At 47.8% G+C, this 20,414-nt stretch carries 18 protein-coding genes and 1 tRNA gene; 15 read left to right on the top strand and 4 right to left on the bottom strand.

Annotated features, from left to right (window positions below):
* Nucleotides 1-88: 88 nt before the first annotated feature.
* The 4 genes from E5354_RS01310 (at nt 89) to coaE (ending at nt 3,581) form a co-directional block, all read left to right on the top strand.
* Nucleotides 89-1,498 carry a transcription antitermination protein NusB gene (locus E5354_RS01310; protein ID WP_168353789.1) on the top strand — a complete coding sequence of 470 codons (1,410 nt, stop codon included), beginning with the start codon at nt 89-91 and terminating at the stop codon, nt 1,496-1,498.
* 65 nt (nt 1,499-1,563) lie between these two features.
* Entirely contained in the window at nt 1,564-1,899 is a 336-nt protein-coding gene (yajC, locus tag E5354_RS01305; RefSeq protein ID WP_123396538.1) for a preprotein translocase subunit YajC, read from the top strand.
* Nucleotides 1,900-1,993: 94 nt separating this feature from the next.
* Nucleotides 1,994-2,992: a hypothetical protein gene (locus tag E5354_RS01300; protein ID WP_123396537.1), complete on the top strand. Its 999-nt coding sequence runs from the start codon at nt 1,994-1,996 to the stop codon at nt 2,990-2,992.
* Between the two features lie 13 nt (nt 2,993-3,005).
* On the top strand, nt 3,006-3,581 hold the full coding sequence (gene coaE, locus E5354_RS01295) for a dephospho-CoA kinase (RefSeq protein ID WP_123396536.1): 576 nt from the start codon (nt 3,006-3,008) through the stop codon (nt 3,579-3,581).
* Here coaE and E5354_RS01290 read toward each other — a convergent pair.
* The gene (locus E5354_RS01290; protein ID WP_123396535.1) at nt 3,576-4,775 is read right to left on the bottom strand and encodes a DUF418 domain-containing protein; all 1,200 of its coding nucleotides are present in this window, start codon (nt 4,773-4,775) and stop codon (nt 3,576-3,578) included. The genes coaE and E5354_RS01290 overlap by 6 nt on opposite strands.
* A gap of 143 nt (nt 4,776-4,918) precedes the next feature.
* On the opposite strand from E5354_RS01290, the gene E5354_RS01285 reads away from it, so the two are divergent.
* Nucleotides 4,919-4,991: transfer RNA gene (locus E5354_RS01285), tRNA-Glu, on the top strand.
* A 219-nt stretch (nt 4,992-5,210) separates the two neighbouring features.
* Here E5354_RS01285 and E5354_RS01280 read toward each other — a convergent pair.
* The 3 genes from E5354_RS01280 to E5354_RS01270 form a co-directional block, all read right to left on the bottom strand.
* Nucleotides 5,211-6,005, bottom strand: a complete 795-nt coding sequence (locus E5354_RS01280; RefSeq protein WP_135946146.1) for a nucleotidyl transferase AbiEii/AbiGii toxin family protein — start codon at nt 6,003-6,005, stop codon at nt 5,211-5,213.
* Nucleotides 6,002-6,805, bottom strand: a complete 804-nt coding sequence (locus tag E5354_RS01275) for a type IV toxin-antitoxin system AbiEi family antitoxin (protein WP_123395816.1) — start codon at nt 6,803-6,805, stop codon at nt 6,002-6,004. The genes E5354_RS01280 and E5354_RS01275 overlap by 4 nt, the downstream gene beginning before the upstream one ends.
* 285 nt (nt 6,806-7,090) lie before the next feature.
* A complete protein-coding gene (locus tag E5354_RS01270) occupies nt 7,091-8,596 on the bottom strand; it encodes a catalase (RefSeq protein ID WP_135946145.1) in 1,506 nt (501 codons plus the stop codon).
* A gap of 311 nt (nt 8,597-8,907) precedes the next feature.
* Here E5354_RS01270 and E5354_RS01265 point away from each other — a divergent pair, with 311 nt between their 5' ends.
* The 10 genes from E5354_RS01265 (at nt 8,908) to E5354_RS01220 (ending at nt 20,413) form a co-directional block, all read left to right on the top strand.
* Entirely contained in the window at nt 8,908-9,879 is a 972-nt protein-coding gene (locus tag E5354_RS01265; protein ID WP_286525812.1) for a calcium/sodium antiporter, read from the top strand.
* A gap of 128 nt (nt 9,880-10,007) precedes the next feature.
* Nucleotides 10,008-10,946 carry a hypothetical protein gene (locus tag E5354_RS01260; RefSeq protein WP_135946143.1) on the top strand — a complete coding sequence of 313 codons (939 nt, stop codon included), beginning with the start codon at nt 10,008-10,010 and terminating at the stop codon, nt 10,944-10,946.
* Nucleotides 10,943-11,680 carry a 16S rRNA (cytidine(1402)-2'-O)-methyltransferase gene (gene rsmI, locus E5354_RS01255; RefSeq protein WP_135946142.1) on the top strand — a complete coding sequence of 246 codons (738 nt, stop codon included), beginning with the start codon at nt 10,943-10,945 and terminating at the stop codon, nt 11,678-11,680. The genes E5354_RS01260 and rsmI overlap by 4 nt, the downstream gene beginning before the upstream one ends.
* 35 nt (nt 11,681-11,715) lie before the next feature.
* Nucleotides 11,716-12,573, top strand: coding sequence for a hypothetical protein (locus E5354_RS01250; RefSeq protein WP_135946141.1), 858 nt, complete (start codon nt 11,716-11,718; stop codon nt 12,571-12,573).
* A gap of 165 nt (nt 12,574-12,738) precedes the next feature.
* A complete protein-coding gene (gene ftsY / locus E5354_RS01245; RefSeq protein ID WP_123395822.1) occupies nt 12,739-13,698 on the top strand; it encodes a signal recognition particle-docking protein FtsY in 960 nt (319 codons plus the stop codon).
* Between the two features lie 5 nt (nt 13,699-13,703).
* Nucleotides 13,704-15,005 (top strand): 30S ribosomal protein S12 methylthiotransferase RimO, encoded by a 1,302-nt coding sequence (gene rimO / locus E5354_RS01240; protein ID WP_135946140.1) that lies wholly within the window; start codon nt 13,704-13,706, stop codon nt 15,003-15,005.
* 9 nt (nt 15,006-15,014) lie between these two features.
* On the top strand, nt 15,015-16,061 hold the full coding sequence (locus E5354_RS01235) for a chorismate-binding protein (RefSeq protein ID WP_168353788.1): 1,047 nt from the start codon (nt 15,015-15,017) through the stop codon (nt 16,059-16,061).
* The gene (locus tag E5354_RS01230) at nt 16,058-17,563 is read left to right on the top strand and encodes a hypothetical protein (RefSeq protein WP_135946138.1); all 1,506 of its coding nucleotides are present in this window, start codon (nt 16,058-16,060) and stop codon (nt 17,561-17,563) included. Before E5354_RS01235 ends, E5354_RS01230 begins: the two co-directional genes overlap by 4 nt.
* Nucleotides 17,547-18,845 carry a GDSL-type esterase/lipase family protein gene (locus tag E5354_RS01225; protein WP_135946137.1) on the top strand — a complete coding sequence of 433 codons (1,299 nt, stop codon included), beginning with the start codon at nt 17,547-17,549 and terminating at the stop codon, nt 18,843-18,845. The genes E5354_RS01230 and E5354_RS01225 overlap by 17 nt, the downstream gene beginning before the upstream one ends.
* Nucleotides 18,842-20,413, top strand: coding sequence for an MBOAT family O-acyltransferase (locus E5354_RS01220; protein WP_135946136.1), 1,572 nt, complete (start codon nt 18,842-18,844; stop codon nt 20,411-20,413). Before E5354_RS01225 ends, E5354_RS01220 begins: the two co-directional genes overlap by 4 nt.
* Nucleotide 20,414: the final 1 nt, after the last annotated feature.

The following is a 20,414-nucleotide window of genomic DNA, read 5'->3' as shown; positions in this document are numbered from 1 at the left end:
ACCATATCCCAACATTTTTTACTAATTTTGCAGCCACAAAACAACATTACAAGAGCTTTGAGTTATGATAAACAGAATCTTGATTAGAATGAAGGTCGTTCAGATGCTTTACTCCTATCTGTTGACCCGCAGTGATTTTAAGATACTTCCCGAACCGGAATCCCATTCACGTGACAAGCGGTTTGCCTACTCGCTTTATTGTGACTTGCTCCTGTTGCTGCTTGACCAGTCGGGCTATCGCATATCCAACTATGAGGGCCGCCCGCGCATCGAGCCGGCCAACAAAATCGGCAAAAACGACTGGACTCACATAGCTGCAGCGCTTGCCGCCAATGATGACATGAAAGATATTGCGCTGCATCACCGCTCATTTTCCGAGGCTCTTCTACCCCACCATCAGCGCCTGTCGGCCGCCATCAAGGAATCAAGCGCGTTCAAGGACTATTCGCGCATGAAGACCAAGCCTGAAATCCAGGACGAGGTACAGCTTTGGAAAACCATATTCACCACCATCCTGCTGCGTGACAACGCCATCAAGGAGCTCATAAACTCCGACCCCGGATTCACCCATGTGGGTTACGAGCAGGCTCTCCAGATGCTCGATGAAACGCTCAACGACTTTTCGACTGTGCGCAGCTCGCTTGTGGAGGCCCGAAGAGGTCTTGCCACATCGCTCGACAAGGCCTACGAACTATATCACAGCTTGCTGCAGTTGATGATCGACCTCACCGACCTGCGTGCACTGAACCTTGATGAGGCAAAGCATAAATACCTGCCGTCGCACGACGACCTGAATCCCAACATGCGATTTGTCGAGAATCAGTTCATTCAGGCACTGCGCAACAATGACGACATGAAGGAGTATCTCGACAAGACACCCATTTCATGGCAGGACGAGGATGTGACACTGCGCCGCATTCTCGACAAGATTCTTGAGAGCGACATCTATAAGGATTACATGGCAGCTCCTGCTACCGATTTCGCTGCCGACTGCGAGTTATGGTACTCTCTCTTCAAGAACATAATCGTGGAGAGCGACGACCTCGCCGAGTCGCTTGAATCGCAATCGGTCTACTGGAACGACGACCTTACCATTATGGGCTCATTCGTCCTAAAGACCATCAAGCAATTCGCCCATAGCGAGGGCAACCCCATATCACTTCTCCCCAAGTTCAAGGACATAGAAGATGAACGCTTCGGTCCTAAACTCTTTGAGGATGCAATACGCAATCAGGTCGAATACCGCGAAATGATCGACGCATGCCTCGTGGAGAGCAAGTGGGATCCCGACCGCCTCGCGTTCATGGATATAGTAATCCTTGAAACTGCCATAGCTGAACTGATAAACTTTGAGTCGATTCCCACGCTCGTCACCATAAACGAGTACACTGAAATAGCCAACTATTACTCTACACCCAAGAGCGGTCAGTTTATCACAGGACTTCTCTATGCAATTATTAATAATTTAAAAAAGGACGGCATAATAGTGAAAGAATAGAATTACTTTCACTATATTTGCATTTGAAAAATTAACAAAACAAAAAACATTTAATAAAATAAGACATGCTTAACAATCTCATACCCCTACAGGAAGCAGGTGGAAGCGCCGGAATGATGAACTTGATCATGATTGTAGCTCTTATTGCTATTTTCTATTTCTTTATGATTCGCCCGCAGCAGAAAAAGCAGAAGGAAATCAAGAAATTCCGCGAAGGCTTGAATGTCGGCGACCGCGTCATAACAGCAGGAGGCATCTACGGCAAGATTCGCGCCGTGAAAGACACCACAATCACCCTTGAAATAGCCGACAATGTACGCATTTCAATCGACAAGGGTTCGGTTTATCCGTCAGCTGCCCAAGCTCAAGAATCGGCTACCAACAGCGACAGCGCAAAGTAAAGAATAACAATTTTCAATTGCTATACAGGGCCCGTGCATTTCCTTTCATAGGCGATGAACGGGCTTCATTGTTATACAATCAAACACAAAAGTAATGTCGACAACATTCAAGAAGCAACTATCCGATCTCATAAATCGCGTCCACGACTTAATAACATCGACTCGAGGACGCGAAATACTGTTGTTTCTTGTTTTTCTACTTATCTCCTACATATTCTGGCTGCTCCTGACTCTCAACAATGAAGTCCAGGAGGATCTTGAAGTGCCTATAACACTCACCAACGTACCCGACAGCGTGACATTGATATCCGATGTACCCCCGTCGCTGAAAGTGAGTGTGCGCGACAAAGGCTCGTCGCTTGTGCGCTACAGCTGGGGAGAAGTGCCGACAATGAAAATCAACTGGGACAACTATCGCCACTCATCGGGAAAATTCCTGCTCGGGACAGCCGACCTTAACGCCCGACTACGTGACTATTTCGGCGCCAACAGCCAGATTGTCACGATAACCCCCGACTCGATGAGAATCAATTATACCACAAGTCCCGGACGAAGGGTGGCCGTAAAAGTAAATGCCGATGTACACCCCGCACTCGGATGGACAGTATTCGGGCCAGTAACCGCCAACGTGGATTCAGTGTGGCTATATTCGGTCGACGATCTCCCCCATTCGCTGAATTCGGTTGAAACCGTGCCTATTGTGCGGAGCGGATTGAAAGACACCACTAAGTTTGATGCCCGCATCGAACCGATTCCCGGTGTACGCATAATTCCCGACCGGATTATACTCACCGTACCCGTGGAGCCTCTCATTGCACGAAAGCAATACGTATCAGTTATTGGCAAGAACGTACCCAACGACTATACATTGATAACATTCCCCTCAAAAGTCGAGGTGTCCTATCTCGTTCCAATGAGCGAATTCAACAGCGAGCCCTACGTGCTTAAAGCCTATGTCGACTACAACGAAGCACGACATGCCCGCAACGGCAAACTTAAAGTCACAATGTCGCTCATGCCCGAGCTTTACCGAAATGCAAGCATGACTCCCGACAGTGTAGAGTACATAATCGAGCCTAAACGAGCTCAATAATCACAATCAACTCATGTCTTCGACAAGGCTTATAGCGATAACCGGCGGCATCGGAAGCGGGAAAAGCATAATATCCGACATCCTGCGGGCAATGGGACACAAAGTCTACGACTGCGACACACGCGCCAAGGCATTGATGGACACCGATGAATCAATAAAGAACGACCTGATCGATCTCATCTCTATCGATGCCGTAAGAAACGACCGTACAATCGACCGCAAACTATTGTCGGAAATCGTGTTCAACGATCCCGACGCCTTGTCACGCCTAAACTCCATCGTACACAAGGCGGTAAGAGCCGACCTTCGGCGCTGGCGCGATACATCGTCCGACAAAACCGTGTGGGTGGAAACCGCTATCCTCTATGCAAGCCGACTCGACCGCGAGGTCGATGAAGTGTGGGAAGTTACCGCCCCCACTGAATTGCGCGTGCAACGCGTAATGAAACGCAACTCAATGTCACGCGAGCAAGTGCTTGCACGAATATCGTCGCAATCAACGACAGCGGCCCAACTCCATCCGCTCACAAAGGCTATTGTAAACGATGGAGTCGAGCCGGTTCTGCCTCAAATATTATCGTTGTTATAACGTTTTCACTGTCGGACGAAGCGACTTGTCAATCCATGTCGCACGCTTCCACATATATTCCATCGGGCCGTGGCTGTGTGACGATATCCACCAGCGGCAGAACATGTATTGAAGCATAAACAACACAATACCCAACAGGAAGCTGGCTGTAATGCCGAGATGGGCATGCATTCCGAATCCCCAATTATAATATATCATTGAACCTACGATGCTCTGAGTAACGTAATTGGTCATACTCATCTTGCCATAGGGGGTTATCTTCATCAGCAGGTCGTGCATGTTAGTGCGATAGAAGGCAAACAATATACCCGAAACGAGTACGAGCATGAACGACAGGTTGGCAAGCGAACTGATTATAATCAACAGCGGCGACAATATGTTTTTATTGTCTATGAAATTGGGCAACATCTGGTCCAATCCGTGAAGCGGGAAGAAGGCTATCAATGAAATAGCAAGTACCCTGCCCCACATAGGCAGATGCTCCTTCAGGAAAAGTCCGTTTCGGCCAATAACCATTCCGAGCATGAACAGTGACGCAGTCTGGAAGATACGGCCATGATCCCATGCCCAGGCAAGACTGGCAAGCTGTCCCTCCCATATATTCACGGCAACAGTGCCAAGGAACGTTCCACCCGACTGCATTGCAAATGCTGCGCCCCAAAGATGCGACGACGGAACCGTGGGAGTCACGTAGGAGCTGTCGAGCGATGCCCTTATAACATTGTATACGGCAACCGGCTGCAACATACACAATGCAGCTATTGCAAGAACCCACTTTGTCGACAATCGGCATGTAAGTACAAGCACAATACCTATCAACGAGTACATTACAAGTATCTCGCCGGTAAAGAAACACGCATTGAAATTACCGATTATAAACAGCAGCAGCAATCGCCAGCAGAATCGACGACGGAAATCATTGCCCCGCATTCGCTGATTATCGTCCTGAATAAAGAAACTAAAACCGAAAAGCAATGCGAATATAGCATAAGCCTTACCTCCAAGCAGGAAGAAAAGACCGTCCCATATCGCACGGTCGGTGAAATCGAGCAATGCGCCCTGCCCTGCCGTATCGGGAAATGAATAAAAATTGAAATGTTCAATCGAGTGAAGTAAGATTATTCCCATAACCGCAAGCCCCCTCAGGACATCGGCTACATCCACTCTTGCATGATGTTGTAATGTTGGTTGCATAATTAATTTTATCTGTGTTATGGTATTACTCTTCAAAATTACTCATTTTATGCGGCACCGCCCAATTTTTTTTGAAAAAGATTTTGGCAGTTAAAAAAATATGACTACCTTTGCAGTGTCGAAAACGACAAACAAATACTAACGGCGATTTAGTGTAGTGGCCTAGCACGCCACCCTCTCACGGTGGAGACCTGGGTTCGATTCCCAGATTCGCTACAAAGAGCTGCCCATCCAAGGGCAGCTCTTTTTGTTTTATGCCCCCCAACAGCCGGCAACACAAGGATATGATGGAAAATTTATTTGATAAAAGTTTATTAAATCCACCAACTAAAAACGGCTAAATATCGCATAACATTTCATATAATGAACAAATTTACCATCTTTGCATCATTAAAAGATAGATTTAGAATAACAAAAGCTATCTGAGTAAGAAATTTACTTTTTGATTTTATCAATTAATGTGTCAAATACTTGGGTATATGCATATGCCGGATTGAAGATGATGCCAGGTCGCAAAAGCATGGTTGTGTCGCCAAGAAATTCCGGATCCTGCATCTTATCCTCCATATTGATAACGAACTGTCTTTTGGTAGGTGGTTGAGAAACACTGAAATCCATATATCGGTAATAGCATCTCAAAATTTCCTCTGCATTGACCTCCGAATGAGCCAATGCTGTTGCAAGATCAAACAAGTCGCGTCCCTTGCGTCGTTGATATAGTGCACGTAACTTCGTGCCGAGAAGTTCGTTAAGTCTATAAGTAGTAATCTCGCAATCCCCTGTATACCATGAATTGCTTACGCTAAAAGGAATCTTCACAAGGCCCAATTCGTTGAAATGCTCAAAACAGTTGATTTCTATTTTTAAGCGGATAGGCACTACCGGAGGAATCTCTGATTCCAATCTGAAAAGCATAGTATTGTTGTATCGCTTTTGCTTCGTCACTCTATCGGGCAACCAATCGAGAACCTCCCCAAGACGAAACATAATTGGTTTTATAGGGCCTGAATTTATTTGCACAAGATCAATATCCTCGCTATATCTCGGCTGAGGAGAAAGATAGAGTTTATGAAGTGCCGTCCCTCCGCGAAATGCGAGTTGCGAGGCGAGAAACTCATCACTGAAAATATCGACCAAAGCACGTGATATTATCAAATCTTGCTCGACCATAGCCTTGTCCTGCCACGGCAAAAACTCATTCCATTCATCTATTGCATTGCGGTTTATCATATCTCGTCTGGCTCAATTTCTGTATTAATATATAATTTCCATTTTTCACTTATTGCAGATTTTTTTTTATCGTGCTTCGTGCTAAGCCAACAATATCTGAAATGATTGCTATATAATTTCAATTCATTATATATTATGTCCGCCTGCCCCCTCTCTTCAAGAATTTCATCCACAATGTAGCCGAGCCTTTGGACAGTAGCTACCGTTGTAAAATTAAACAGTGTATCATGTGCTCCTCGGAAATTCGTATTTTCCAATAGTTCTGACAATACGGTAGCAGCTCGCGACAATCCTCCTATATGTTGCTCAAACTGAACGAGGTCAATAGCCGTCAGCTCAGCATTGGAATATTTAACACAAGAGGTTTCCGTATTTTTAGTAAGAAGGAACTTTTCGGGTATTTCTGTACGGTAAAACCATATCAACATATTATTTCTATCGCTCGACCGTGAATAACGAGGATAAGTTGTCATAATAGAAAACTGTTGCGGACGCTGATGAGCTGCGCCCCAAAAAGCCGCCGCACTAAGGAGCCCTACATAATAGAGCTTCCCGATATACGACATGAGTTGATCTACATAATATGACGGTGGAACAAGACCCTGCAGCGCATACTGAGGAGGAATAATGCAGTAAAATCCTCGTGCCACGAGCGCAAGACGCTTGCTCCGAACATACCGGCTCAAAGAATTAAGTAACGGCTGCTCTGACATGTCTGCAAAAGCTGCTGTTACATCCGAAAAAGAAAAACAAGGTTTGCCTGTTATCTCTCGGTGTCTAATCCATTCTGAAAGTTTCATCTTCGCTCTTTTTATTGCAAAGATAATCAAAATATTATTATTTCCGCATTAAAAATAGCCACAAATTTGGATTATATTTACACCTTTCAACGATTATGTCGGTTTGCGCGATACCTTATAGGATTAATCATCACTCTCATTATATTCTGCCCTCTCTATCTCGGTATTTGAAAGCGTAATCACTATTCAATATATCAGCAACTAATTGTAAAATGGTCTGTGCCGGAATTTTCGACACAGACCATCTGATAAAGCTAATCCATATAATAATTAATCCATCATAATTCACTTGACCTTATTGCGCTTATCCCATGACGGATGAGCGGGATCCTTGGCCACAAGAGCCTCCGAAAGGTCGATTCCCAATGCTTCGGAAAGCATTCGGCCATATTCGGGATCGGCATTATGGCAGGCTCGCACATGACGCTGCTTTATAAACAGGGGTATTCCCTCCATTTGAGTAGCCGTGTTTTGACAAGTAGCTTGCTTGTCCTCGGCACTCATCAACCGCCACAACTTACCCGGCTGAGTATAGTAATCTTCATCATATTCTCGCTCGTCATAGTTGTAGACATCGCCATGCAAATCCATAGGCGGCTCTTTCCTTGACGGAGTATCCTGCCATTCGCCAAAGCTGTTTGGCTCGTAGGATAATGCGGCTCCGTAATTGTCGTCGGTGCGCATCTTTCCGTCACGATGAAATGAATGGAACGGACATCTCGGACGGTTTACGGGAATAAGGTTGTGGTTGACCCCAAGTCGATAGCGTTGCGCATCACCGTAGGAAAACAGACGCCCTTGGAGCATCTTATCAGGTGAAAATCCTATTCCATCTACAATATTGGCAGGATTGAACGCCGCCTGCTCTATTTCAGCAAAGAAATTTTCGGGATTGCGGTTAAGTTCAAGAATTCCCACATCACGTAACGGGAAATCCTTATGATACCACACCTTTGTCAAGTCAAACGGATTAAGGTGATACTTCTTTGCCTCATCCTCGGTCATCAACTGAACCTGAAGCATCCAGCGAGGAAAATCGCCACGCTCTATCGCATCAAACAAATCGCGCTGATGCGACTCGCGGTCTTTGGCTATTATGGCCTCGGCTTCCTTATCGGTAAGATTCTTTATACCCTGAAGCGTGATAAAATGAAACTTCACCCATGTGCGCTTATTGTCCTTATTGATGAAACTGTAAGTGTGACTTCCAAATCCGTGCATATTGCGGAAAGATGCAGGAATGCCCCGAGGCGACATTGAAATGGTGATTTGGTGCAATGCTTCAGGAAGCAATGTCCAGAAATCCCAGTTTGCAGTGGGATTGCGCATGCCGGTGCGGGGATCTCGCTTTATGGCATGATTGAGATCGGGAAATTTCAACGGGTCACGCAGAAAAAACACCGGAGTGTTATTACCCACAAGATCCCAATTGCCTTGGTCGGTGTAAAACTTCATTGCAAAACCGCGTATGTCGCGCTCGGCATCGGCTGCACCACGCTCCCCTGCTACGGTGGAGAATCTCACCAAACATGGAGTCTTTTTACCGACCTCTGAAAATATTGAAGCTCGGGTAAATTCGGTGATGTCATTGGTTACCGTAAATGTGCCGAAAGCACCTGACCCTTTGGCGTGCATTCGCCTTTCAGGGATTACCTCACGGTCAAAATGAGCAATTTTTTCAAGATACCACGGATCTTGAATTGTCATAGGTCCCGGGCGGCCGGCAGTTTGAACATTCTGGTTGTCGGCGATTGGGCGCCCGTTTTCAGCGGTAAGTCTTTTCTTATCCATACAATCATAATGAAATTAACAGTGAATCAATTCGAGTTTTGAAACACTCAAATATCTTAAAAAGTTTTCCACCGAATCTATACATGCCATTAAGTTGACATCAATTTTTAATGAACAATAAAAAAATTTATCAGTATCAGAAAAAAGTCCACACCGCAAATTTGCTCCATAAAATGTCAACCATCACCGGTCTTGACCTCCTTAATCAGCCCGTCAATTTGTGAAAATTTATTAAATCGAACTGCGCTGTTGCAAAATTGCAATGCCGATTTGTTAAATTGGCAGGACTTTTCATTTAACAACTAAAGATGATACTTAACATTGTATTCCTGATTGCAGGATTGGCGTTCATATTGGTTGGAGCCAACATGTTGACCGATGGAGCTTCAAGCATCGCAAAGAGGTGGGGCGTATCAGAGCTTGTCATAGGATTGACCGTGGTTGCCTTCGGCACATCGGCGCCCGAACTTGTCATCAGCATCGTATCGGCCATTAACGGCAGTGCCGAGCTGGCTATAGGCAACGTTGTCGGAAGCAACATCTTCAATGTCCTTGCCATAATTGGCATAACGGCGATATTCGCCACTATAAAGATTGAACGAAGCATAATGACCAAGGACATTCCACTCGTGCTCCTGTCGGCTTTAGTGCTTCTGGCAATGGGCAACGCTCCGCTTCTCGACGGCGCATCCAGTCGCATATTAAGCCGTGTCGACGGAATAGTTCTACTGCTGTTTTTCACCATATTCCTGCGACACACATTTTCATCGGCAAAGTCAGCCACACCGGCTGAATCACAAGAGATAGAAAGATTCAAGACTAAGGATATGCCGTTATGGAAATCGATATTGTGGGTAGCAATAGGCCTGGCCGGACTGATTATCGGCGGCGACCAGTTTGTCAACGGGGCATCGGGAATCGCATCGGGACTCGGCGTGAGCGATGCCATAATAGGCTTGACGATAGTAGCCGCCGGCACATCACTCCCCGAACTCGCCACATCGATAACTGCAGCTGTAAAAGGTAAGCCCGGCATAGCTCTCGGCAATGTGATAGGAAGCAACATCTTCAACATCTTCCTTGTGCTTGGATGCAGCGCAACAATTCGTCCCCTCCCGTTTGGAGGAATAGGCAATTTCGATCTGCTCGTCCTCACCGGAGCCTGCCTGTTGTTCTGGATATTCGGATGGTTTTTCAAGCAGCGCACAATCACCCGTGCCGAAGGAATCATACTCGCGACATGCTATGTGGCCTACGTTGCATATCTTGTGGCCAATGCCTGATCAGGCACCTGCATCACGTGCACCCCGCATAAAAACCTACAATGTGCAATAACTTTTTTTATGAATTTGGTTGCACTATTATTTTGATTGAGTAACTTTGTGATGTGTTAAAATTATAATATCGATTTATGAATGTCAACATCGAAGAACTGATTACCATCAACTACGAGCTGGAAGGGCTTCTGTATTTGGCTATGCATCGAGGCGACGACACGCCCAAGGAAGTGTGGTCGCTGATTTCCGATAAAATCAAGTCACTCAACGAAGGCATATCGCCCGCTGTCGAGAATGACGATGTTGACACTGATGATACGCCCGGCAATGCGATCATCAGCTGTAATGACGAAGCTGATGTCACAGCCTATGAACAACCTGAAATAGAAGAGCCCGAAATCAAAGAAGAGCCCGAAATTCAGGAATCGACGACAGAAGAGGAAGAGCCTGAAGCTGAGGAACAACCTGAAATCAGCCTGACCGAAAATCAGGAAAAAGAACTCAAAGAAGATACCGCTGAAAGCAATCAGCCACAACTTACAATAATAGGCGAATCAGCCGAAGAGTTTGCCGAACCTGAGGCTCCATGTCAGGATATTGAACAAGTACCGGCAACGGAGCCTGAACCGATTGCCGAACCGATTCCGGAAACTACAGTCGAGATTGAAACTGTAGAGCCGGAACCCGAAGAAGAGGAGGAAGAACCGGAACAAGGAAAAGAGCCTGAACTCGAAGAGATGCAGGAAGAGCCCGAGGAAGAGGAAATAGTGATGCCTCAGGATGACACGACCGACACCGATGACGAAGAGCCTATACGCCTTGACGAAAAGCTTGCACGTGAAAATTCGCGCAATCTGCGCAAGGCATTCTCTTTGAACGACATGTTCCGATTCCGTCGCGAACTGTTTGGCAACAGTGCCACCGAAATGACCGATACGCTTAATCTCGTCGAGGCCATGTCGTCGCTCTCGGAAGCCAACGACTACTTCTATAACGACCTTGAATGGGACGCATCCAATCCCGAAGTCCAGGATTTCATGGATATAATAGCCAAACACTTTTCAGGCCGATGAGCGGTAAACTTTACATCGTACCTACTCCGGTAGGCAATCTTGGCGACATGGCTCCGCGAGCAATCGCCATCTTGAAATCGTGCGACCTTGTACTGTGTGAGGACACCCGTACAAGCGGCATCCTGCTCAAGCACTTCGACATAACCACCCCCACCGCAAGCCACCACAAGTTCAACGAGCACACATCGGTCGAACCTGTCGTAAACCGGCTGAAAGGAGGCGAAAACATAGCCCTCATAAGCGATGCGGGCACTCCGGGCATATCTGATCCCGGATTCATGCTTGTGCGCGAATGCCGCCGTAACGACATCGAAGTCGAAACGTTGCCCGGCCCCACCGCACTTATCCCTGCACTCGTAAATTCAGGACTTCCATGTGATAGATTCGTGTTTGAAGGGTTTCTGCCTCAGAAAAAAGGACGCGCTACGCGCATATCGGAGATTGCCGAAGAAACTCGCACGACAATATTCTATGAGTCAGCGTTGCGCCTCGTAAAAACATTACAACAACTCGCCCAGGCCTGTGGCAACGACCGCGAGGCTTCAGTGTCACGCGAAATTTCCAAACTTCATGATTCCACCATTGCCGGAACACTGCAACAGCTCATCGAACACTTCACAATGAACATTCCGCGCGGTGAAATCGTTATTGTACTGAGCGGCAAGAGGGAAAAAAACGCTCGTCAACCTCATCGCAATAAGTATCGCGACAACGATGACTTTAACGATGCCTGACATAAAAACTTATATAAACATCATTTTATACGATTATGAAAAAAATAGTTTCAATTATTGCCGCAGGTCTTGTGTGCCTCACAGCTTGCGATGGAGGGAAACTGAAAGAAGCTCAGGCCCAAAACGCCCAGCTTGATGATTCATTACATGTTGCTCTCGCCAACCAGGACAGTCTGTTCTCACTTTTGAACGACATCACCGATGGCATGAACCAGATCAAGGATCTTGAGAAAATTCTCACGACCACCAATGTTGGTGCCGAATCACAATCGCGTAAAGACCAGATACGCAACGACATCGTCGCCATACAGCAGGCTCTCAAGGAGCGCCGCGAGCGCCTTGACGACCTTGAGCAGAAACTGAAGTCATCACAGGGCTACAGCAGTACCCTGAAAAAGACTGTCGACAATCTTAAGGCTGAAATAGCCAGCCAGGAAACTACAATCTCGACATTGCGTAACGACCTTGCAGCCGCAAAGATACAGATTGCCGACCTTGGAACAAAGGTGGATTCATTAAGCACCACTGTAGCCACTGTAACCGAGGAGAAGGAGAAGGCTCAAGAAGAGAGCGCAAACCTCACCAACGAGCTTAACTCATGCTACTATGCAATAGGCACCAAGGGTGAGTTAAAGGATGCCCGCATTATCGAAACCGGATTCCTGCGCAAGACCAAGCTGCTCCAGGCCGACTTCCAGCAGAGCTACTTCACTCAGAGCGATAAACGCACTCTCACCACAATACCCACCCACTCCAAGAAAGCCAAGATTCTGACCAACATGCCGGCCGACTCATATACAATCGAGGACTATGACGGCTTGAAGACAATCAAGGTCACCAATCCTGAGAAATTCTGGAGTCTTTCCAACTATCTCGTAATCCAAGTAGACTAAAGTTTAATACTTTTAGATAAACAAGTCCGCCATGCCTACAACCACAAAGGCACGGCGGACTTTTTCATTTTATATTCCACTAAAACCGTTTTAAGGGTCTTTGAATACGTTGAATGTAAATGTTTTTTTGTAATTTTGCAGCCTATTAATCTCTATTTTACACCAATGGGTATATTCAGTTTCTTTTCTAAGGAAAAAAAGGAGACTCTTGACAAAGGGCTTGAACGCACCAAGCAAGGCGTATTCTCGAAAATCGCACGCGCAATTGCCGGCAAGTCAAAGATTGACGATGAAATACTCGACAATCTCGAAGAGGTATTCATAACTTCGGATGTCGGAGTCGAAACAACACTCAAAATCATAGACCGCATAGAGCATCGAGTTTCTCGCGATAAATATGTCAATTCATCAGAGTTGAACAATCTGCTATGTGAAGAAATCACCGAACTTCTCGCCGAAAACAATAACGACTCCGCCCTTGAGGACTTCACTGTTCCGCAGGATCACAAACCACATGTAATAATGGTGGTGGGTGTCAACGGCGTAGGCAAAACAACCACCATAGGCAAACTTGCCTATCAATTCAAGAAAGCCGGCAACAAAGTCATGCTCGGTGCCGCCGACACATTCCGAGCCGCCGCAGTGGAGCAGCTCGACATCTGGGGCGAACGCGCCGGTGTTCCGGTAATAAAGCAGAAACTCGGAGCCGACCCTGCATCAGTGGCATTCGACACTCTCCAATCGGCCAAGGCCAACGACATCGATGTAGTGATAATCGACACCGCCGGACGACTTCACAACAAGAAGGGTCTTATGGACGAGCTCACAAAAATCAAGAACGTGATGCAGAAAGTCGTTCCCGACGCACCCCACGAAGTGTTGCTCGTGCTTGACGGCTCTACGGGACAGAATGCATTTGAGCAGGCCAAGCAGTTTGTAGCCGCTACCAAAGTCAATGAACTCGCCATAACCAAGCTCGACGGCACAGCCAAGGGCGGCGTAGTAATAGGCATCAGCGACCAGTTCCGCATTCCGGTAAAATACATCGGACTCGGCGAAGGCATCGACGACCTGCAGGTGTTCCACAAGAAAGAATTTGTACAATCATTATTCGGCAACAATTAATATAGATGGCTCGCAAGAAAGTCGATGTCATAACACTTGGCTGTTCAAAGAATCTTGTCGACAGCGAACGGCTCATGAGTATGTTTGACCGTGCCGGATTTGAAGCAAGGCACGAGCCTGAAAATCCCGGAGGCGACATTGTTGTCGTTAATACCTGCGGATTCATAGGCGATGCCAAGGAGGAGTCGGTCAACACTATCCTCGAGCAGGTCGAGGCCAAGAAAGAGGGACGCATCAAGTCACTCTATGTGATGGGATGCCTGTCGCAACGCTATCACAATGAACTTGTGGCTGAGATACCAGAAGTTGACGGTTGGTACGGTAAGTTCAACTGGCCCGAACTGGTGAATGCGCTCACCAACAAGTTCCCGGCAACATCATCCTACGACCGTGTCATAACCACTCCTTCCCACTTCGCCTACGTGAAGATAGCCGAAGGATGCAACCGCTTCTGTTCATTCTGTGCTATTCCGCTAATTACAGGGCGATTCAAGTCACGCCCCATCGAGGAGATACTCGATGAAGTGACTGAACTCGTAAAGCGCGGTGTCCATGAATTCAACATAATAGCTCAGGACTTGTCGAGCTACGGGCTTGATCTGTATAACGAGATGCGACTTCCGCAGCTCATCGACCGTATGTCCTCGATAGAGGGTGTGGAGTGGATAAGGCTCCACTACGCCTACCCCGCTCAGTTCCCCATGGAGATACTCGATGTCATGGCCCGTCACGACAATGTGTGCAAATACCTCGACATAGCGCTTCAGCACATATCGGACAAAGTTCTAAAAAACATGCGCCGTCACATAACCGGCGACGAAACGAAAGCCCTGCTCGACGAGATACGCCGAAAAGTGCCCGGCATACACATACGCACGACACTGATGGTAGGCTTCCCAGGCGAAGGTGAGGAGGAGTTCCATCAGCTTAAGGAATTTGTGCGCCAACAGCGATTTGAGCGCATGGGAGCCTTTGCCTATTGCGAGGAGGAGGACACATTCGGTGCCAAGAATTTCGTGGATTCAATACCTGAAGAGGTCAAGCAGTCACGCCTTAATGAGCTTATGGCGATTCAGGAAGAGATTGCCCTTGAAAGCAACCAATCAAAAATAGGAAAAAGATTGCGCGTAATCATCGACAAGGAAGAGGATGACTACTATGTGGGTCGCACCCAATGGGATTCTCCCGAAGTGGACCCTGAAGTCCTTGTCAAAAAGACCGAAAAGCTCGAAAAAGGACACTTCTACGATGTCGACATTATCGATGCACTGCCCTACGAGCTGATTGCTCAACCATCCTTACAATAAAAAATGTTGTTGTCAACTTCTATTTCAAGAGCGGCATCTCTATGCATTGAAAAGCGACTGCCGTTTGCAATATACATGATGCAGGGAAGCGATCATGTCATATTCCTGGCCGGGGATGAGTCGACGCAGTGCAACAGCGACGTTGACCATGGATTCTTCATTTCGGAATTCAACACAAGTGGATGGCGCATCATGATAGCTCCACGATACACTGCCGAGCAGATAATAGAAAACGCCGACACCATTGCTACGCGTGACAGTGCAGCCGTAAAACCGGTAGACTGCAGTACACCGCGTGACGAATATGACAACGCGTTGAACAAGGTTGTCAACGGACTCAAGCTTCGCGGAGGCAAAACGGTAATATCACGCGTGATATGCGGCGACGCAGCCGATATCGACTGGCTTTCAGTAGCCGAGAAATATTTCACCTGCTTTCCGTCGACATTCCGTTACCTCTATTACACTGCAGCAACAGGCGCATGGATCGGAGCCTCACCCGAACTGCTGCTCGAATGTGACAACGCAGGTAATCTCAGCACCATGTCGCTTGCCGGAACCCGCATGAAGTCATCGAATGCCGCATGGGATGACAAAAACCGCGAAGAGCATGACTATGTGACACGATACATCGTCGACAAGCTGTCGTCACTTGGCATAAACGCGACAGTCGGTTGCGCCGAGAATGTTGGTTACGGAGCCATAGAGCATCTTTGTCACCGCATTACGGCTCGATATACCGGAAATCCATTTATTGTGGCCGATACACTTAGCCCCACCCCTGCCTTGGCCGGCACTCCGCTTGACAAGGCATTGAATGACATAACGCTCAACGAGCGACATCCACGCCGATGCTACGGAGGCTATGTGGGAATGACCGACAGTCGGGGCACTCACATCTTCGTCAACCTGCGATGTGTACACTTCGATGAGTCACGCTATTGCATATATGCCGGAGGAGGCATAACTGCCAAATCGGAATCGGCAACCGAATGGGATGAAACATCGGCAAAATCCCAAGTGCTCCTCAATGCAATCAATCAGTCACGGTCATGAGCAAAAACAGCAAAGGAAGTCCGTTTTTAATACTGTTCACCGCCGTGGCCATCGTCGCCGCTGTGTCGCTGCTCCCGCTTAACAAAATAAGCCGTGGGTTGCTGCGTGACTTCAATCTCGCAGGCGACATAATGCACATAACCGAAAAATCGGATCTTGATGCCGAGAAAGTCGAAACACAGCAAATCGACCCGGAGCTGATAGCCGCAATGGAGGAGATTGATGTTGAGCAACCCGCTCAGGCCGATGAGTATGCTATTGAAAAGAGCGACACTATTACACGGCAGTCAGAGTCAGAGTCAGAGCCTGAGCAGCCGAAATCGGAGAACGTCCAACCCGAAAAATCGCCTGTGACATCGGAAGCTGTCGAGCCACCTGTGCCGATTGATCCTCACGACGGGGAGATAATCGTAATGGAGGACTATTCACCCGACGGCAACGGACTGAAACGCTTTAAAAGCGCACTTGCGCAAGCCGGCAACCGGGTTGTACGCATAGCCTTTCTCGGCGACTCATACATCGAAGGTGACATATTCACACAGGATGTGCGCGAAAAGCTGCAGGACCAATACGGCGGATGCGGAGTTGGATATGTCAACATGTACTCGGAATTTCCCGGATTCCGACGCTCAATAACGCAAAGCGGCAGCGGATGGGAAGTGTACAACGTGAGCATGAAGGGACACAACAAAGCCTACATATCGATAACCCAACAGTACTCAATGCCGGTAAGCGAAAAAGCTACCGCAACCTATAAGGGTGCCAAGCGCCTGAAACACACCGACAGTTGGGAAAAATCGCGCTTCATATACATATCGCCCGATGCAGCAACCATAAACACCCGCCAGGACAACAGCGAATGGACCTCCCACAGCTCATCAGCATCATCCGAAGCACAATGCATCGAAGTCACCGGTCCCATGAAATCATTTTCGGTATCAACCGGCAACATGTCACTTGCCGGAATAGGAGTGTGGCTCGACGGCAACAACGGCATCTCGGTTGACTGCATGTCGTCGCGAGGATTTTCAGGCGTCACCTTGTCGCGAGTAAGCAGTAGCCTGTCACAATCGATGCGCCGTTACATCGACTACGACCTGATTGTAATCGAATACGGAATCAACGCCATGTCGGAAGCCCAGACCGACTACTCGGCCTACTCCAAACTAATGATCAAGTCAATAGGACACATAAAGGAGTGCTATCCAAATGCCGACATAATCATAATGGGCGTGGGCGACAGAGGGTCAAAACGAGGCACCGACATAATAACGATGCCCACTACCTACAACATGATCGCCGCTCAACGTGATGTAGCGCGACACTTGGGATGCGTGTTCTGGGACACCCGCGAGGCTATGGGCGGTGAAAATGCGATAGTGACATGGGCCAACGCCAATCCGCCGAAAGCCAATAAAGACTACATCCACCTAACCCATATCGGCGGACGCAAACTTGCCGAAGAATTCTTAAAATCGCTGAACAATGCCATCAATAAATAAGCTATACCCTATACTCCTGACATTCATCATGCTAAGCGTGCCGCGACTCGCCATGTCGCAGTATGAAAACAATGATGACAAGAACATACGCGAAAATCCCGAGATAACGCAAATCGACTCCATCGACTGCGACATAGAAATACCGGCCTACATCAACCGCAATAAGAATTACATAATCACAAACGGTGCCGACTGGAACCGATTCAGCCGCAGAACCGTAGCCCCCGACACGACCGTAAGCATCGTACACATAGGCGACTCACACATTCAGGCCGACTTTGCAACCGGTCATGCACGTGACATGCTGCAACAGCTGTACGGCAACCCCGGTCGAGGCCTCATCACGCCTCTCAAAATGGCAGGCACCAACGAGCCTCGCGACTATGCCATAACATCACAGTCACGCTGGTTGTCCTCAAAACTGCTTAAAAAACCTTGGGCGTCACCTATGGGATTCACGGGAGTTTCGATAACGCCAAAGAGCAAAAAGTGTGACCTCACCATAGCCACGCTTACAAAGAACGAGCCCGAAAAGCCGTTTAACAACGTCAAGATACTACACTCGGGCAAGCTTGAGATAAGCCGCGCTTCGGTAGCCGGACAACCCATAGAGTGTGACATAGAATACGGCGACGGAAGCGCCACAATAAACATACCCCGCGAGGTAACCGAAATAACGGTAGAGATGACCAAAGAGGATTATCTGTCGATATTCGGCATCGTTCTCGCCAACACCAAAAGCGAAGGAGTCTACTACCACACAATAGGTAACAACGGGGCAACTTACAGCACATATAACGCAGTCGAGGGAATGGGTGCCGATGTGGCACGACTGGATCCTGACCTCATAATAATAAGCCTCGGAGCCAACGAAGCGTTCGGAAAACTGTCGATAAACAACATAACCGACAACATTGACCTGCTGGTTAACGACATACGACTACACAACAAAGATGCAACGATTCTGCTTGTCACGCCAATGGAGTGCCAGCGAAGCCGAATCATACGCACCAAGAAAGGCCGTCGACGCTCACGCAACTACAGCGTCAACGCCAACATACTTCCGATAAGGAATGCCATACTCGAATACGCCCGCAAGCATAACATATCGGTTTACGACTGGTATGACATAGCCGGAGGCCAGGGCGCATCTGGAAAATGGGTAAAGGACAAACTGATGGGCAGCGACCGCATCCACAACACCCGTGAAGGCTACAGGCTTCAGGGACAGTTGCTATATGAGGCTATAAACGACGCCATAATCAACAATGCAAAGCTATGAATGATTTCTTCAGCGACTTCAAATTTGTACTGCCCGACCTTGACGATATCAGGGAGTTCCTTGGCAAATGCCTGGACAAATTTGCGCAGTGGTTTGACTTCGACCGCATAGAATCGGTACTCCGATACGACAGCAACAATCCGCTCCTGTTCAACACCGGCTTGTTTCTGTTGCTGTTCACGGCATTCCTTCTGCTGTATAGGCTACTGCGTTTCTCCCCTACTCTCAAGAAGATATTCGTAATCCTCTTCTCACTCTACTTCTATTACAAGTCAAGTGCCGAGTGCTGCTTCATACTGCTTGGCGTGTGTGTAAGCGACTATGTGCTCGGACTCATACTCGGAAACTCACATCGCAAATCGGTGCGTACAGGCATAGTGGCGCTCAATGTCGTAATCAATGTAGGAATGCTTGTCTACTTCAAGTATTTCAATCTGCTCTACAGCACCATAGCCAATTTTTCAAGTCGTGACTTCGATGCGTTCGACATAATACTTCCTGCCGGAATATCGTTTTTCACATTCCGCTCCATAAGCTACATCGTCGACATATATCGCGGCGACATGAAGCCGGCCACCAATTTCCTGAACTACGTGTTTTTCCTCACTTTCTTTCCGCCAATACTTGCCGGCCCTGTTGTAAGAGCACGTGACATGATGGATCAGATAGAAGAGAGTCCCGTAGCTACACGACGCATGGTAAGTGCCGGACTTTTCATGATAATGGCGGGTCTGATAAAGAAAGTGATTGTAGCCGACTATATAAGCGGCAACTTTGTCGACCGAGTATTTGACAATCCGTCAATGTACTCGGGCTTTGAAAACCTGATGGGCATCTACGGCTTCACGATACAGCTCTATTGCGACTTCTCTGGTTACTCCGACATGGCTATAGGAATCGCGCTCCTGCTCGGCTACAAGCTAAAGATGAACTTCGATGCGCCGTTCAAGTCACAAAGCCCTACGGAGTATTGGCGCCGGTGGCACATATCGCTCTCTTCATGGCTGCGCGACTACCTCTACATTCCTATGGGAGGCAACCGGTGCTCCAAGGCGCGTGCTCACATGAATGTGTTCAACACTATGCTGATAGGCGGCTTGTGGCATGGCGCATCGTGGATGTACGTTATATGGGGTGCATGGAACGGCGGATTGCTCGTGGCGCATAAAATGATACGCAGCGTCACGCCCCGCGTAAAGGAGGAGAATCGTCGCAAATGGTGGCGAGTCGCCACCAATGTGTTCATAACATTCAACCTCATAGCCGTGGGCATGATGTTTTTCAGGGCCCGTTCCCTTGAGCAGGTCGGCGACATGGTGCATCAGATAGTCTACAACTTCCACCTGTCGGTAGCGCCGCAATTTCTCGAAGGTTACATACTGATAGTGCTTGCAATGGCACTCGGTTACTTCATGCACTTCTCACCTAAAAAGTGGAGCGAGCAGCTTGAAGAGAAATATCACGCACAGAGCGGTCTTGTGCAGGCCGTAGTGCTTGCATTGGTGCTGTTGCTTATAATCCAGGTGCGACAAAGCGACATAGTGCCGTTCATCTACCTGCAATACTGAT

The organism is Muribaculum sp. NM65_B17, assembly GCF_004793735.1.
GTDB lineage: Bacteria > Bacteroidota > Bacteroidia > Bacteroidales > Muribaculaceae > Muribaculum > Muribaculum gordoncarteri.
This window is presented reverse-complemented; position numbering and strand designations above follow the sequence as displayed.